The organism is Chryseobacterium edaphi (assembly GCF_025628985.1).
GTDB classification, from domain to species: domain Bacteria; phylum Bacteroidota; class Bacteroidia; order Flavobacteriales; family Weeksellaceae; genus Chryseobacterium; species Chryseobacterium edaphi.
The window spans coordinates 224,088-240,325 of sequence record NZ_JAOTEM010000003.1; the positions used below are offsets into that span (position 1 = coordinate 224,088).

Below are 16,238 nucleotides of genomic sequence, written 5' to 3' on the forward strand. Positions count from 1 at the left end.
TCAGGCATTCGTGTCAAAATTTCAAAGAAAACCCGATGTCCTAAATTTCCAGTCCGTGACTTTTCCCTATATTTAAAACATATTTCACCACACAGAAAATCAATTAAACCAAACCTCACCACCATTGAAAACAAAATCATTCCTCCTTTCACTTTTCGGTTTATGTTTAAGCAATGCACAAACCTTAAATTTTAAACATCTTTCGGATATGTCTGTTCGCAGAGGCGCAATAAGCAGTTCCATTGCAGGTGACAATATCTATGTGAGCAATGGTTATAAAGATACTGATGGTTATGCTAATTTTATTGAGAAATACAGCATTAAAGATAACCGCTGGAGTGTTATCAACTCTAGTCTGGTTCCTAAAAGATTTGCCAATTCGGAGACATACGATAATAAAATTTATATTTTTAATGGTTGGGGAAACAGCCATCTTGAAATTATAGATCTTGAAACTCATAAAAAAACGAAGGGAGCTGTTAATCGCGCCTATACAGGAAATGCAGGTTCCACCATTCATAACGGAAAAATATATACTTTCGGCGGAAGTGGGTTAAACAATGCTGCAATCACTGTATTTTCTGACAGATTCCAATATTATGATATTGCTTCAGACACATGGCATCCATTACCAAATATGCCAACAGCCAGAGAAACAAGGGGCAAAATTGTGAATGATAAGCTTTATGTTATTGGTGGTTTTAACGGTACATCATCCCGCTTGGTCAACGTATTTGATCTCAACAAAAATCAGTGGACTGAGCAATATACGATGCCTGCTGCGATATCGGGTCATTCATTAGCCGTATCTGGTAATAAGATTTTTATTGCAGGCGGTTATAATAATCAATCATTTCTGGCTTACTTTGATACAGAAACCAATACGTTGCATCAGTTATCATCCAATATGATTCCCAGACGACATGCTGCTGCGGAAATATATAACAATAAATTATACATCATAGGCGGAAGTACAGCATCCTCAACCAAATCATCTATTAAAAGCATTCAGGTTGCAGATATTAGCGAAGAAGTGCTTTCTGCTAAATAAACTCCGATGTTGCAGATTTGTAATCCGTGACTTTACAGCTACAAAAGTCTCTTCCTAAATGTCATAAATAGCAAGAAACCAAGAAAAACCTTTTCGATAAGACCTACAATCATTTCAACATAACTTTCAACTCATTCGTTTAAGTTGTCAACTTCTTCGGAGAGTCAATCAAGCATTACGTTGAGGCGTTCAAGGGTTTCGTTAAGGCGTGCAAGTGTTTCGAAGAAGCGTTCAACCACTTCGAAGAGGCAATCAACCACTTCGAAGAGCCGATCAACCAGTTCGAAGAGGCAATCAATCACTTCGAAGAGGCGATCAAGTACAATTTACTATATTTCAGTACTTTACAGTATATTTCAAATTTGATGAATATCCAGAATATTGTTGATAGTGACATCTGAAAAACATTAAAAGCCAAATATTTTTGTTAAGCGCCAACTTCCAGCCTATACCCTTTTCCACGGATCACAACAATCTTAATATTCGGATCAATTTCCAGTTTTTTTCTGAGTTTTGAGATGAACATATCGAGACTTCTTCCTACAATCACACCGTCATCTTCCCAGATTTCCTTTTGCAGTCGGCTTCTCTCGATGATTTCATTTGGAGAAGATGCAAAAATGATTAATACACGGTTTTCGGTTGTGGTAAGATCAATTATTGTTTCATCGATGATGAGCTTTCTGTTTTTGGCATCAAACAATACCGAACCCAAAGTAAACAGATCAGTTTGCTGACTTTCAGGTAAAACTTTTTGTGACTTTTCAGATTTAGATTTAGATTTAGATTTAGATTTAGATTTAGATCTTAAAAAAATAAAACTGATAAAAGCTAAAAAAGACATCCCACCCAAAAGATATCCATTCTTTAAATTGTTTAGTCCTGCAGGTTTGAATTTAATATCAATAACATAACATGCTTTTGGCTGTTGCCGACCAAAACAGGCTACAATATCATCTTTTTTATCCTTTGAGACAGAATATCCATAAGCTATGCTGGAGTTGCCACAGTTCAGAACATTCACAATATAATCATTTGCAAGCGGATCTTTTGCCAACACACGTTTCGTAAGATTCACCAATGAGTCGGGCTGAAAAGTAAGTTCGTTCTCAAAACTTATTTGGTATTCATTTTCTGAAATCTTTTTTACAGGTAACACCCTTGAATTGCGGTCGCCGGATTGTAAAAGTAATTCATGTCCTATTTTGCGCAGCAATACTTCCCTTTTGGCAAAGTTAAAGTCGTTTTTGTCGTCAGTATTGAAAGCAGCACAGACGACAAAGATAAAAGAGAGTATTATTACTCCGAACAGGTATTTTCGCTTTCCTGAAAGGAGATTTTGACTAAAATACATAGTGTCAAGTTATTATTTACAAAGTTTACAATTTTATTTACAATTCAAATCCCAAAATCCGTAAAATATCAGAGTATTTTCGCTAAGTCAACTTTAATCAGCCTATGAAAAATAAAAGCAGGTCTTATCAGATTTGACGTATCAAAAGAATCTAAATTTAATTTAAAATCCAAAAAATTATGAAAAAAGTAATTTTTGCGCTGATGCTACCACTGATTGTGGTGAGTGGACTGGTATTCGCTAATCGCAAAATCAAAACTGAAACTGAAACTCAAAAGGAGCAACCCCAAAAGCAAATGTCTTCTGCAGAAAGGAATGCCGAAATGAAAAAATGGGAAGCTACTCCTAGTGGTAAAAAGTTCAAAGAATGGGAAGAATCTCCCAGAGGTAAAAAAGTGTATGCTGCTGAAGCTAAAATTTGGAAGCACATTACAAATTATACCAATATGGAAGGAATGGTGACCTCACTTTCTCTTCCGCCAGGATCAAAATTGGGTTTTGGCGTTATGGTCAAAATTAATGATGACGATTACATTGTAACATTTGATGCAGAAAAATATCAGCTTGAACAATTGCGAAGCCTCAAAGTGAACGACAAAATAATTTTAAAAAGCCGTTATGTAGCTCACGCACCGAAGTATTCTTATCCTATCATTTCTTGCGGATCTTTGGAACGGGATCGTAAAGTGATTTTTAAACGTATTCCCAATAAAGGCGGTTGTTGATACAGATAATAATATACTTCAGACAACTAAATTCAAGTTTTTCTTTTGTGGAAATTTATGTCGTAATGGAAAGAATGATCTTTAATTAAATTTTACAAATTTGAGACAGTTGTGTAAATGATGCGATTGTAAAATTATTTTTGCCTAAATAAAATTTTTAACTTTACGTTAAGAAGTAAAAAACTTTAAACACAAACATCTACCAAATCATAAGACATGGGAACAAAGTATAGTTTTATTTCATTGGCGTTGATCGTAGTTACTTTTGCAGGCTGTAACAACCCAAAAAACAGTCAAAAAGAAAAGGAATTACAATTAAAAGAGAAAGAGCTGATGCTGAAAGAAAAAGAATTGGATCTGAAAAAAGTTGAATCAAATAAAAATTATTATTCGACAAATGATGCTGTCAAAATTGCAGAAGATCAATTCAGAAAATATTTACCAAATATTCTCAAATCTCATGATGCGATTTTAGATCTACAACAGTCATATACCGGTGACTTTACCGGTGACGGCATTGAAGATGTTGCCATATACTTTTCGTTGGCATCAAAGGATGGTGGCAACGCAATTGTAGGGCAAGGTCTGTCACTCTATCAAAACACCGGAACTACTGTCAAAGTAATTGCCGGATACGAACCTGATTACCTGTTTGGTTTTGATAAAATAAGTAATGGAAAAATTCATGTGGAAAAACTCGAATATGCTGAAAATGATGGTAGATGCTGTCCTTCTATAAAATCTGAACACGTCCTCACCATATCTGGAGGCAAAGCTTATTAGATTTCAATAAAATTATTCGGATCACTGCTTTTTATTTGATCCTCAATCTTTTTTTTATAACGAAGAGTAAGATGAAGATGAATACTAAGATAAATTCAACTTTATACAGATCTTTAAAATGATACAGCTTTTATCAGTGTGCGAACTTTCTGATCAAGAGAGAAGTTTTTTCTTTTATGATTGAATAGAAAAGGTTTCTTAATTATAACATTAACCGTTCTGTTTTGCAGAACGGTTTTTTTGCCTGAAAAATTACACAAACGAGTAATTGACGTGGAATCTTGAACGTAATAACTTTGATGAAACAAAATAACCCCAAAAAAAACAAAATCATGAAAACAAAACAAAAACAGACGAATCGCATTCTTAATTGCCTACCTTCTAAAGATGTTCAAAATGATTTTTCATTTAAGGATGCGATGACAACCGGTTTTGTAAATGCAGTTCAAATTCCGGCAAGTGTTGATCTCCGGGAAAGCTGGTGGCAAGTTAATAATCAAGGAAGTACAGGATCTTGCTTAGGTTGGGCTTTGGCAGACAGCCTTTTAAGATGGCATTTTGTAAATAATAAATTTATCACTAAAGATGAGCTTCTGTCTGTAAGATTTATCTGGATGGCTTCGAAAGAAACTGATGTCTTCACAGACAGACCTACAACATTTATCGAAGAAGCTGGAACAAGTTTAAAGGCAGCCTTAGACATTGCAAGAAAATATGGCTGTGTAAAAGATTCTGATCTTCCTTTCAACAGCAGATTAATGTATGATGACAGTGAAAATACTTTTTATGCTTTGGCTTCGCGTTTTAAAATAGCCAATTATTTTAATCTGGTTAATGGAATTACTGATCGTGTAAGCATATGGAAAAACTGGATTGCGGATGGCAATGGACCCATCTTAGTGCGATTAGATGTTGATGCAACTTGGGATAATGCAACACAAACAAATGGAAATCTTGATGCTTATGATCCCAGTAATACAAGAGGTGGTCATGCAGTGGCAATTGTAGGATATACTGAGGAAAGATTGATTATAAGAAATAGTTGGGACGATTCTTGGGGTGATGGAGGTTTTGCTTATGCATCATTTTCCTACGCCGAAAATGCTTTTACCGAAGCTTACGGAGTCACCATATAACTTATTCTATTAATTTAGAAACCGTTCTGTTTTGCAGAGCGGTTTTTTTGTTAATTTTATCTGAATTAAGTTTTGCGCTACTGAAAACAATATTTCAAGTAAAAATTTCAAGTTATGAAAACTACAGATCAACACACATCCATCTACTATCACGGCACAAAAGCAGATTTAAAAATAGGTGACCTCATCGAAGTCGGCTTCGTTTCAAACTACGGTACCAAGAGAAAATCAAAATACATTTATCTTTCCGAGACTCTGGATGCGGCAACTTGGGGGGCAGAATTGGCTTTCGGAGACGGAAAAGAAAAAATCTACATTGTAGAACCTACAGGAGCAATAGAAGATGATCCCAATGTAACTGATAAAAAGTTCCCGGGAAATCCTACAAAATCTTACCGTTCGCAACATCCTTTCAAAGTCGTAGGAGAAGTGAAAGATTGGCAAGGACATTCACCTGAACAACTTAAAATGATGAGAGATCATTTGGAAAGACTGAAAGAACAAGGCATTGAAGCCATTGAAGATTGATTAAAAAAAATTTGAATTAAAATGAATAATCATTGCTAAAGCAAATAAAACCACCGAAACAGAAGTCAAAGTCACAGATTTCATTAATTCTTATGTTGAAAATGAGCAGAAGAAAGCAGACAGTTTCCAGCTTATAAAACTGATGACTGGGTGGTCAGGATTTGAACCAAAAATGTGGGGACCAACTATTATAGGATTTGGCAGTTACCACTACAAATATGCAAGCGGACATGAAGGTGATATGCCAATTATTGGGTTTTCGCCACGCAAAGCAGAATTTTCATTATATGTCTATTCGCCAACCGAAGAGAGCAAACCATTATTGGATGAATTAGGAAAATTCAAAATGGGCAAAGCCTGTATTTATGTAAAAAAGTTATCTGATATCAATATTGATATTTTGGAAAAGATTTGCAAAACTACCATCGAATACATTAATGAGCATCATGAATGCGCATGTAGAGATAATATATAACTAAATATTTTCTGTAAGAATATGGACATTGTATTGCTGAAGATTTAGTAATTCAAAAATGAAATTCTGATTCTCATGAATATTAAACCTGTGCTATTCGTATTAATTTGGACAACTGTTCTATCATGTGCAAATTTCAATTCTGACACTAAAGTCAAAAACCCGCCAATAAGATTATTTAAAACTGAAAAGTTGGATAATTACAACTTGTTGAGTTATGCAATCCAGTTAGATACTGTTTTGGTAGTTGCAAAAAATAATGTAAAAGAAAAATGTATTCAAGAAAATCTATTTATATATCATTACAAGGTTTTAATAAAATTGATAAGTTAACTGATAATGGAGAAGAAATATTTTTTGTTTATAATCTCAAATCCGGTGGACATAATAATCTTAAAATAATAACTGGTTCTAAAGTTCCTGGAACTATAAAAAGACAATTTTTTTCTTATCACTCATTCCCTTACTTCATTGAAAATTGTACATCGGTAATAAAACCGTAAAGTACATTAGCAGTCTAAAGAAAACATAAAATTATCTCTTTTAGCTAAAGAAAAACAACAGAGAAATTTAGAAAAAACCAACGAGCATGTAATATTTTTTAATTCTGACTTGTTATAAAATTGATCGCAAAATTTAATTCAAATTTTCTTTATGCAATATAATTTTCTGACCGCATTATTTATTTTATTTTTTACAAACGTATTTTCTCAGGAAGCTGAAAAAATCACCTATCCAGACAGCAAAAATTTTTATTTCAGAGTAGCTCCTCAAGGAAAACCTGAAGGAATGATTATCGTTTTACCCGGCGGCGGCGAAACTGCGGAAAGAGTAATGAATCAGATTTATCTGGAGGAATTAGCTTTTGACAAAAACATATTGGTTCTTTTTCCGAATTGGGAAGAAAATGGCGATTTCTTTTTTAAAGATGATCAAAAATTTTTAGACAGAATTGCCAAAGAAAACGTAGAAAAATATAAAATTCCTAAGAATAAAATTTCAATAGGCGGACTTTCCGGAGGTGGGATGTTTGCCATTACATATGCTGAACGTGCGGTGAAAGATAAAAATACTTACTTCATTCCTAACTCAATATTTGCCATAGATCCCCCACTCGACTATGAAAATATGTACTACAGAATGGAAAGAGATATTGAAAGGAATTTTTCTGAAGCAGCCGTCAACGAAGCCAAAATGTTTACTAAAGAACTCATTGCCTCAATAGGTAAACCCGACAAAAACAAAGAGAAATATCTGGAAAAATCTATGTTTACCTATCGCGATAAAGATGGTGGAAACGCAAAGTACTTGCTTAACACTCCTATTTTAATGTACACCGAACCCGGAATTATTTGGGAAATGCAAAACAGAGGCAGAGATCTCTATGATCTCAACTGTACCGATATTACAGCCATGATGAATTTATTAAAACTAAAAGGAAACAAAAACGCCGATTTAATTATAACAAACGACAGAGGAATACGACCAGAAGGAATAAGACATCCACACTCATGGAGCATCATGGATTCTGAAGAATGCTTAAATTGGATCCTGAAGCACTTTAATTCTAAAAATTAATTTGCAGTCGTTAAAATATTTCTTTTGTAATCTTATTATCAAATAAATAAAAAAAGCAATTTACTTTTTGATTATCTTTATAAAAAAGTAAAATATGAAAACAACATTACTCTTTTTAATAGCATCTGCCACAACATTTTCAGCGCAGACCACCATTACTAAAGCATTCAACGACCCTATCATTGGTGAGACAGTGAATAATGTAAACGTCAACGGAACGGTAGATAATTCCGCAACCGGAGCCAATACTACTTTTTCTAACAGTAGTTTGACCCAGGGTTCCGCATCAGTTACCTCCTACTCCGCTCCTACTACAAGCGAAGTTGCAACTTTTCCTGGAACCACGATGAAAATGGTTGGAGGCGGCAACACGGTGTACTACAAACAAACCGCTACAAAACTGGAAATAACAGGTTTGGTAACTCCGGACGCGACTTTGAATTTCTCTACCAATAACGGAACATTTATCAGTTATCCTGCAGCTTTCGGATATTCTGAGAATGACACCGCTTCGGGTACTTTTTCTGCAACTGCAGGTTCAGGAAATTTCAGTGGTACAATCGCGATTACAGCAGATGCATCAGGAACACTTCTTATCGGCGCAAAAACTTACACCAATGTTTTAAGAGTAAAATCTGTACAGAATTTTTCTTTGACTTTGTCTGGTTTTCCGGTAGGAAGCGTGGTTAATACAGCGTATACTTATTATGACAGCGCGCACAAATTCCCGTTATTGGGCACCACAAATGCTGTGATTACCGTTCTGGGAACTCCGCAGACTACCAATGTTGCTCAAGCTCTCAACGAAACCTTCCTTGCGACATCTGATTCAGTTAAAAAAGATATATTTAAAATTTATCCAAACCCTGCACAGGATTTCATTGAATTCAAAGGTGATTTATCAAAATATTCTAAAGCCAATATTTACAGCTTAGACGGAAAATTGATTAAAACATCCGATTTGAAATCCGGCAAAGTAGAAATTTCAGAACTATCACCTTCTGCTTACTTCATTGAAGTTTCAGGAAACAAATCTCAGTCTGAGAGTTTAAAATTTATCAAAAAGTAATTATCTTTCATTATTCAAAAATATTTTCAACCGTTTTATGTTTTTAGAACGGTTTTTGATTTAACAAAATTGTAATTTATTGTTCTTTTAAATTTCATCCGACAAAACATCTTTTTTATTTAATTTAAACTAAAATATAACGCCATGAAAAAACTGCTTTTCCTTGTCCCTTACTTTGTTATTTCAGGAATCAGCGCACAGGAAATCACAACTTCGGAAATCAATACCGTTCCTGAAGATAAGATGAACATCATTAAAACAAACATAACAGGATATGCATTCCGAAACATCAATCTCTCATACGAAAGATCAATCAACCGATGGTTTGCCATCAATGTAGTTTTTGGAACAGTTGCTGAAGGAAAAGTTCCTTTTATGAATGCTTTTTTGAGCGAAGAAGATGAAAAAGATTTTCAGAATCTTAAAATAAAAGCAACCAATTTTACGATCGAACCACGATTTTACATTGGTCAAGGTTACGGAAAAGGCTTTTACTTCGCACCTTACTACCGATATTCAAAGGTTTCTACCAATACTTTTGATTACACTTACGACTACACTGCCTTTGGAACTACCATTCCTGTTCCGCTAAAAGGACTGGGAGATGCAAGTGGAAACAGCGGCGGATTGATGGTGGGAGCTCAGTTTTTTCTGAATAAACAGCACAATTTTATTCTTGATTTCTGGATTGCAGGAGCGCACTACGGCTCAGGAAAAGGAAACTTTGATTTGACGAGCAATATCATCCTTACCCCGGAAATGCAAGCTGAACTGAAAAGAGAGATTGAAAATCTAGACATTCCGTTTGTTGATTATACTGTAGAAACGAATCCTAATGGCGCCAGAATAAAATTAGACGGTCCATGGGCGGGATTCCGTAGCGGGTTTTCATTGGGATATAGATTCTAATTTTATCAGCATAAAAAAATACCGTTCACAAATTGTGAACGGTATTTTTTATTTATAGGCATCTTTAAATTTTTCTATAAGATGATCGAGTGTGTGACGTTGCACATATACTGTTCTCACATCATCATATCGGGGAGATCTGTAGAACACTTCATGGAAATCCATACTGCCGTTTCCTACTTTCACTACTTTCTCAACATCAATGTTTAATTTTTTGAGTTCTTGTTTTAAGACCTGAAATTCGTCTTGGATATTATTCATCTTTATATTTTGGTTTAAGTTAAAATTTATCAATAATTTTCAATGCAACCCCCATTAATTTCAACAGATGGTTAAATTTTTAATAAATTTAGTAATTTCATTTGAATTAACCATAGGGTTTGCACTATTTTTTACAATAAACCTAAATAACAAAAATTATACCTAAGTGTATAGTTATTAATCAAAAGTGAATTCAATATGAACTAAATGTTAACAAACCTAGTAAAATAGGACTTTTCTAATGTAACAATTTTTATATTTTGTCCACTAATATATCAGAAACAATAAAAATGTACAGCACAAATACGAAATCAATATTATTAGATTTTTTCAGTTTTTTGAAGAAACCCACCGATCAGCAGATCCACCTTTCCGTCAAGGACAGACTTTTAGTTATTTTAAAACTTTTGATTTTAGAATTACTTTTTACTTTAATCATCGTTTTACCGTTAGATTATTTGATAGATGAGTTTATTACGATAAAAACTCCGGGATTAGATTATCGACTGAAGACATTGTATTCAATCATTTTATTGATGGTAATTTTAGTTCCCTTTTTGGAAGAGATTATTTTCAGATCGGTACTCAGATACAATTCCTTATTTTCTAAGTATATCAGTAGGGAAAAATGGAATCGCTTCTTCCCGTTTTTGGTTTACTCGATGAGCATTTTATTCGGTCTTGTTCATGCAAGCAATTATTACAATGATTCTTGGGTTTTTTATGCGTTATCACCGTTAATACTTCTGAGCCAGTTATCCGGAGGTTTTGTGTTGAGTTATATTCGTGTAAGAATCAATTTCTATTACGGATTTCTGTATCATGCATTATGGAATTTCACGGCTGTTTTGATCATACCATCAATCATTTTACTATTCAGCGATCCGCTCATAGATCAAACCAAAATCTACAATTTGAAAATTGATGAAAATATAGTGTTTCATCAAAATGAGCCTCAAAAAATTTCAATGAAAATTGAAGACAACATAATATATAAAATTGAAGCAGAGCAATTCTATCTTCAGGACATTCTTGATGCTGTTTATGGAAAAGAAAAATATTATGTTGATGAATATTTAATTGATATGAATTTTTCTTCCAAACAAGGAATCACTAAAGAACAATTTAAAAAAATACTGGAAAAAGAATATGATATTGAGTAAATGATTCAAAGGTTAATCGGTAAGAATTCTTTAATTTAAATAAAAATCCATTAAAAGTGATTTTCGCATTTAACTCTTGTGAAAAATGGACATCAAATAATTAAATATTCTAGCCATGAAAACATTTAACTCATTTGTGATATTGACTTTACTGACATTTTCAGCTTTAACTTTCGCTCAAAAGCATACAAAAGACAAATCTTTTAAAATCAAACCTAGCACAGAAAACAGTGCTACAGTTTTGGCGGATGAAAATTCTCCCCACTTCATGCAGTTTGGAATCATGTCTAGAAATCACGACGAATTCAGAAAAAAATATGGAATTGCTGTCATTTACCAAAACTGTGTAATCAGTCAGTTTCTATCCCAAAAAGCAAAAGAAAACAACAAATTAGTCGCCAAAGAACTCACAGAAAAATATGGTGACAATTGGAAAAAAGATCTCGGATTTATTCCTTTCGGATTATAATTCTTCTTCCACTTCGATCTCATGACGCAACTGCGCTTTGTACAACGTTGCGTAATAACCGTTTTTATCAAGAAGCTCAAGATGCTTTCCTTCTTCAACGATTTTACCGTGTTCCATCACAATGATTTTGTCGGCCTTTTCAATAGTTGAAAGTCTGTGTGCGATAATAATTGATGTACGGTTTTTGGTAATTTTTTCAGTTGCTTTCTGAATCAGTTTTTCGCTTTCGTGGTCAATTGATGAGGTGGCTTCATCTAAAATCAAAATTTTCGGATCAGATAAATACGCTCTTAAGAAAGACAACAATTGTCTCTGTCCAAGTGAAATCGAAGAGCCTCTTTCACTCACCACATATTCATATCCGCCGGGAAGACTTTCAATAAAATCATCAACTTCGATTTCCTTGGCTCCGGCTTTTATTTTTTCTAAGGTTACACTGTCATCTCCGAAGGCAAGATTTTCAAAAATACTTCCGTGGAATAAGAAAACATCCTGTAAAACAACTCCGATATGACTTCTCAGATTGTACAGTTCGTAATCTTTCAGCTCAACATCATCAATGAAAATTTCACCAGAATTGATATCATATAATCTCGTAATCAAACTGATAATCGTAGATTTTCCTGCTCCGGTTGCTCCTACAATTGCTACGGTTTCTCCAGGATTTACTTTAAAATCAATTCCCTTTAAAACTTCCTGCTTATCGTCATACGCAAAACGTACATTTTTAAACTCGATCTTACCGTCAAATTGGTCTTTAGAAACTTTACCATTGTTCGGCATTGCATAATCTTCATCCATAATGCCTAAAACTCTTTCCGCACCAACAATTCCTCTTTGAATATTATTAAAACGATCTGCAATTTGTCGCAAAGGACGAATCAACATAGAAATAAACTGAATAAAAGCAATCACAACTCCCGCACTGATCGTAATGTAACCTCCGTAGAAAAGGACAAAACCAATAAAAAGGGAAGAAATTAATTCAACAACAGGAAAAAACAATGAAAAGATAAAAACCGTTCTCAGCAAAGCACTTTTCAAAGTGATATTGATGTCATCAAATTTTTGAAATTCTGCTTTTTGTCTGTTAAAAACTTGAATAATCGGCATTCCGGCTAATCTTTCCTGAACAAATGAGTTTTGATTGGAAGTCCACGATCTTTCATCACCAAAAGCTTTCTTCAGTCTTTTCTGGAAAAATCTCGTAATGACAACCATCAAAGGTAAAATAGCAAGAGAAATATAACTCAAATGCACATCAACCTGAAACATCATGAACAGAACAAAAATAATTCTCAGAACATCACCGAAAACCATCAGAAAACCATCTGTGTAAACTGTTGCAATGGTTTCAACATCACCAACTGCACGAGTTACCAATTGTCCGATTGGAGTTTTATCAAAGAAAGCTGTTCTGAAATAAATTAGTTTATTGTAAAGTCTTTCACGAATATCTCTGATGACATTTTGCGAAATATAGTTGGAAAAATAAACCAGAAAGAAATTTAATACTGTTTCCGCAAAAACCAGTCCTACCAAAGCATAAATATGCCTCATCATCAAGGCCTTATCTTTCAGTTTCGTAATGTCATTATCTACAATCTGCATCGTAAGATAAGGTCTGTAAGTGGAAACTATGGACAGTATGATGGAAATAATGAGGGTAAAAATAAACCAGGAACGAAACTTCATGCCGATGAAGAAAAGCCTCTTTACTATTGCCCAAGTATCTTGTTTTTTCATTATCGAAATTGACGTAAAGAATTAATTTGAAAAAATTCTCTGCAAAAATAAGACTTTAAAATTTTACAGCCTTTACAACTCCATCAAATAGTCATAGAAAGTTTCCGATTTCTGTTATTTACAGAATAAATTATTGCAGTTTTTCCAACCAGTTCAAAACATATCCTGCAACTTCTTCCCACCCTTTCTCACCGGCAATAAAATGGCTTCTGCCTTCAAACACTTTAAAATCTACAATACTTTTTTTGTCTTTATAAGCATTCGCAATTTTTCTTGAAAATTCGGCAGGGAAAATATGGTCGTTTGAACCTGCGATAAATAATAACGGTTCGTGAGGTTTGTTTAAATCTAATTTTGCGGAAGATTTGAAAAGTGGATCTCTGGCTAATTTTCTGCTTTCAGGAGCTGCAACGGTTTCGTACAATTTATCACTTTCAGCTTTAGAATAATTATTAAAAAACGCTTTATGATACCATTCTTTGGTTCCTAAAAATGCAAAGTTTCCTTTGAAGAAATTCACTACAGGCCAAACAATTTTCACAGTAGAAAAAGGAGCCATCACATTTTTTGGAGGTGCACCATCAATACTTACACCTGCAACTGCTTTTCCCATGTCAATCAGTTTCTGAACCATCAATCCACCAAATGAATGTCCGATCACGATGGGTTTTTCAGGAAGCGTGTCGATGAATTTTACTAAATTTTCTACAGTGTCATCAAAACCTATATTTTTCAGTTCTGAAGGAATGTTTTTCTTTAAATCAATTGGATTTCCGTCGTGTCCCGGATTTGATGGAGTGTGAACGATGTAACCTTGAGTTTCAAAATAAGTTTTCCAGTTTTTCCAGCTTGTATTGTTAACGAATAATCCGTGAATCAATACGATCGTTTTTGTTTTCATAATAAATATTGTTTTAAATTATGAGACAAAGTTGCGCAGATAAATTGAGGATAATTTTAACTTTGGTTAAAATCGTAAAAAAACTTATTTAAATTTTATCATTTATCTGCATGGAGATTTTTAACGCAAAGTGCGCTAAGATTTTTTTAAAGTATTGAAAATATTTTTCGTTCGCAAAGGCGTAAACTCAGCAAAGATCACAAAGACTGTAGCTAATAAAAAATAAGATATTTCTCTCGCAAATTTGAAAAATTTATCAGTTTTTTTCGCACCAAATAAATCTGCATAATCAGCTAAATCTGCGAAATAAAAAAGTGTAACTACTTCCCTGAAATTCTTTTTCTAATTCTGCTCAAGGAAGGTCCCTGAATTCCCAGATAAGAAGAAATATGATACAAAGGAACATTATTAAAAATATCGGGATGCTGTTTAATCAAATCTAAATATCGTTCTTCAGGAGATTTTAAAATGAATCCTTCAATTCTGCTCATCGTTACATTAAAAGCCTCCTGCGCCAGAAGTCTCCCGAACTTTTCCCATTGATGCGATTGCTGATACAAAGAATGCAAATCTGTATATCTGATGTAAATAATTGACGCATCCGTCAAAGCCTGGGTAAAATAATCACACGGAATCTGATTGATAAAACTTTTGAAAGAAACGACGAAACCGTTCGCTGAATAAAGAAAAACATTTTTTTCCTCTCCTGTTTTTTCATCAATCGTATATGAACGGAAAACTCCATCTACAATAAACCCGAAATAGGTACAAACTGTGGCTCGAAGATTAAAAAAATCCCCTTTATTATATTCTTTGGGTAACCAAAAATCTGAAGATAATTTAAAATCTTCTTCCGAAAGACCCGCAAATTGATTGAGTGCAAAAGCCAATTTTTCGATTCCAGTCATGGTTACTGCTTTAAGAATTTTTCTTATTTCCTATTTCTTCAATTTCCCATAGTGGCTTTTTAAGGCTTTCTTTTTTAAACTTTTTCTCAAGAAGATGATAAACTGCGTAAACTCCGCCAATTGCAAAAAGCCATCCGATCATATTGATCAGAGAAAACCCAGAATAATTGTTGCTGTATATAGAATCTGGATTTGTTATTACTTCGTACATTCTGTAGCAGATCATAAAAGCAATCTGAAATCCTAAATAAATTCCAATCGCTAAAAGACCAAGATGCCATTTGGTTTTTCCAAACCTCTCAGCAAGTCCTGCGTAGTAGTGATACGCTCCGATTAAAATAAAAATTGACATCATAATTATTAGTTTTTAAATTAGTTTCATTAAAATTCATACCCCACATCTACCAAAAAAAGTCCGTGAGCAGGAGCCGAAGTTCCGGCTGAGTTTCTGTTTTTATTTTCAATGACTTTTCTTACATCTTCTGGTTGTATCTTCCCTGAACCAACCTCAACGATTGTTCCTACAATCGCTCGCACCATATTTCGTAAAAACCGATTGGCAGAAATGGTGAATTTGAGTTCGCTTCCGTTTTGTTCCCATTCCGCTTTGTATATTTTGCAGAGATTGGTTTTGTTGTCGGTGTGAAGTTTCGCAAAACTTGTAAAATCTTCGTATTCAAAAAGAATTTTACAGGCTTCGTTCATTCTATCAACATTGATGTTTCTTCTCCAAAGTTGCCACGCAGAATCTTCTGTAAATGGATTTTTTTCTAAAGAAATGTAATATTCATAAGTCCTGAAAGTCGCATCAAATCTTGCATGAAAATCATCTTTAACAGGAAAAATTTTTTTAATAGAAATATCTGAAGGTAAAAAACTGTTCATTTTATGAGTAAGCTGATCACTTAAAATCTGTTCCGTATCAAAATGAGCAAACATTTTTTTTGCATGAACTCCAGTGTCGGTTCTTCCCGCTCCAGTTGTCTTAATTTGTTCTCTTAAAATTGTGGAAAGTGCTTTTTCCAGTTCTTCCTGCACAGAAATGTCTTTTGGCTGAATCTGATAACCAAAATAATTTTTACCGTTGTACGAAAACTCTATAAAATATCTCAAAATTGTAAAATTGACTTACAAAAATACTTTAATTTGATGATACCACAGAATGATATTTTTACAATAAAT

The 16,238-nt window shown here is 33.8% G+C and carries 19 protein-coding genes; 12 read left to right on the forward strand and 7 right to left on the reverse strand.

Annotated elements, in window-relative coordinates:
* The first annotated feature begins 124 nt into the window (after positions 1 to 124).
* Entirely contained in the window at positions 125 to 1,051 is a 927-nt protein-coding gene (locus NZ698_RS13325) for a Kelch repeat-containing protein (protein ID WP_263003658.1), read from the forward strand.
* A 427-nt stretch (positions 1,052 to 1,478) separates the two neighbouring features.
* On the opposite strand, the gene NZ698_RS13330 is transcribed toward NZ698_RS13325, so the two are convergent.
* A complete protein-coding gene (locus NZ698_RS13330; RefSeq protein ID WP_263003659.1) occupies positions 1,479 to 2,267 on the reverse strand; it encodes a winged helix-turn-helix domain-containing protein in 789 nt (262 codons plus the stop codon).
* Positions 2,268 to 2,584: 317 nt separating this feature from the next.
* Between NZ698_RS13330 and NZ698_RS13335 the strand changes: the two genes are divergently transcribed.
* The 9 genes from NZ698_RS13335 to NZ698_RS13375 all read left to right on the forward strand — a co-directional run bounded on the left by NZ698_RS13335 (position 2,585) and on the right by NZ698_RS13375 (position 9,608).
* The gene (locus NZ698_RS13335; RefSeq protein ID WP_263003661.1) at positions 2,585 to 3,130 is read left to right on the forward strand and encodes a hypothetical protein; all 546 of its coding nucleotides are present in this window, start codon (positions 2,585 to 2,587) and stop codon (positions 3,128 to 3,130) included.
* Positions 3,131 to 3,346: 216 nt separating this feature from the next.
* The gene (locus NZ698_RS13340) at positions 3,347 to 3,913 is read left to right on the forward strand and encodes a hypothetical protein (RefSeq protein ID WP_263003663.1); all 567 of its coding nucleotides are present in this window, start codon (positions 3,347 to 3,349) and stop codon (positions 3,911 to 3,913) included.
* Positions 3,914 to 4,245: 332 nt separating this feature from the next.
* Positions 4,246 to 5,049, forward strand: a complete 804-nt coding sequence (locus NZ698_RS13345) for a C1 family peptidase (protein WP_263003664.1) — start codon at positions 4,246 to 4,248, stop codon at positions 5,047 to 5,049.
* Between the two features lie 114 nt (positions 5,050 to 5,163).
* Positions 5,164 to 5,577 (forward strand): NAD(+)--rifampin ADP-ribosyltransferase, encoded by a 414-nt coding sequence (gene arr / locus NZ698_RS13350; protein WP_263003666.1) that lies wholly within the window; start codon positions 5,164 to 5,166, stop codon positions 5,575 to 5,577.
* A 142-nt stretch (positions 5,578 to 5,719) separates the two neighbouring features.
* Positions 5,720 to 6,052: a DUF1801 domain-containing protein gene (locus tag NZ698_RS13355; protein ID WP_368407660.1), complete on the forward strand. Its 333-nt coding sequence runs from the start codon at positions 5,720 to 5,722 to the stop codon at positions 6,050 to 6,052.
* Positions 6,053 to 6,324: 272 nt separating this feature from the next.
* Complete coding sequence (locus tag NZ698_RS13360; RefSeq protein WP_263003667.1) at positions 6,325 to 6,555, forward strand: hypothetical protein; 231 nt, start codon at positions 6,325 to 6,327, stop codon at positions 6,553 to 6,555.
* A gap of 151 nt (positions 6,556 to 6,706) precedes the next feature.
* Positions 6,707 to 7,630, forward strand: coding sequence for a hypothetical protein (locus tag NZ698_RS13365; RefSeq protein ID WP_263003669.1), 924 nt, complete (start codon positions 6,707 to 6,709; stop codon positions 7,628 to 7,630).
* Between the two features lie 94 nt (positions 7,631 to 7,724).
* Positions 7,725 to 8,699, forward strand: coding sequence for a T9SS type A sorting domain-containing protein (locus NZ698_RS13370; protein ID WP_263003671.1), 975 nt, complete (start codon positions 7,725 to 7,727; stop codon positions 8,697 to 8,699).
* A 144-nt stretch (positions 8,700 to 8,843) separates the two neighbouring features.
* Positions 8,844 to 9,608, forward strand: coding sequence for a DUF3575 domain-containing protein (locus NZ698_RS13375; protein WP_263003673.1), 765 nt, complete (start codon positions 8,844 to 8,846; stop codon positions 9,606 to 9,608).
* Positions 9,609 to 9,656: 48 nt separating this feature from the next.
* On the opposite strand, the gene NZ698_RS13380 is transcribed toward NZ698_RS13375, so the two are convergent.
* Positions 9,657 to 9,869 carry a hypothetical protein gene (locus tag NZ698_RS13380; protein ID WP_263003675.1) on the reverse strand — a complete coding sequence of 71 codons (213 nt, stop codon included), beginning with the start codon at positions 9,867 to 9,869 and terminating at the stop codon, positions 9,657 to 9,659.
* A 290-nt stretch (positions 9,870 to 10,159) separates the two neighbouring features.
* Here NZ698_RS13380 and NZ698_RS13385 point away from each other — a divergent pair, with 290 nt between their 5' ends.
* Positions 10,160 to 11,032 carry a CPBP family intramembrane glutamic endopeptidase gene (locus NZ698_RS13385; protein ID WP_263003676.1) on the forward strand — a complete coding sequence of 291 codons (873 nt, stop codon included), beginning with the start codon at positions 10,160 to 10,162 and terminating at the stop codon, positions 11,030 to 11,032.
* 115 nt (positions 11,033 to 11,147) lie between these two features.
* Entirely contained in the window at positions 11,148 to 11,501 is a 354-nt protein-coding gene (locus NZ698_RS13390) for an FEKKY domain-containing protein (protein ID WP_263003677.1), read from the forward strand.
* Here the strand turns inward: NZ698_RS13390 and NZ698_RS13395 are convergent.
* From NZ698_RS13395 to truA, 5 genes are all read right to left on the reverse strand, one after another.
* Entirely contained in the window at positions 11,496 to 13,247 is a 1,752-nt protein-coding gene (locus NZ698_RS13395; protein ID WP_263003679.1) for an ABC transporter ATP-binding protein, read from the reverse strand. The two genes, NZ698_RS13390 and NZ698_RS13395, sit on opposite strands and share 6 nt — an antisense overlap.
* A gap of 130 nt (positions 13,248 to 13,377) precedes the next feature.
* Positions 13,378 to 14,148 (reverse strand): alpha/beta hydrolase, encoded by a 771-nt coding sequence (locus tag NZ698_RS13400; RefSeq protein WP_263003681.1) that lies wholly within the window; start codon positions 14,146 to 14,148, stop codon positions 13,378 to 13,380.
* A 320-nt stretch (positions 14,149 to 14,468) separates the two neighbouring features.
* Positions 14,469 to 15,056, reverse strand: a complete 588-nt coding sequence (locus tag NZ698_RS13405) for a Crp/Fnr family transcriptional regulator (protein ID WP_263003682.1) — start codon at positions 15,054 to 15,056, stop codon at positions 14,469 to 14,471.
* 10 nt (positions 15,057 to 15,066) lie between these two features.
* Entirely contained in the window at positions 15,067 to 15,411 is a 345-nt protein-coding gene (locus tag NZ698_RS13410; protein ID WP_263003684.1) for a hypothetical protein, read from the reverse strand.
* Positions 15,412 to 15,437: 26 nt separating this feature from the next.
* Entirely contained in the window at positions 15,438 to 16,172 is a 735-nt protein-coding gene (gene truA, locus NZ698_RS13415) for a tRNA pseudouridine(38-40) synthase TruA (protein ID WP_263003919.1), read from the reverse strand.
* Between the last annotated feature and the right edge of the window lie 66 nt (positions 16,173 to 16,238).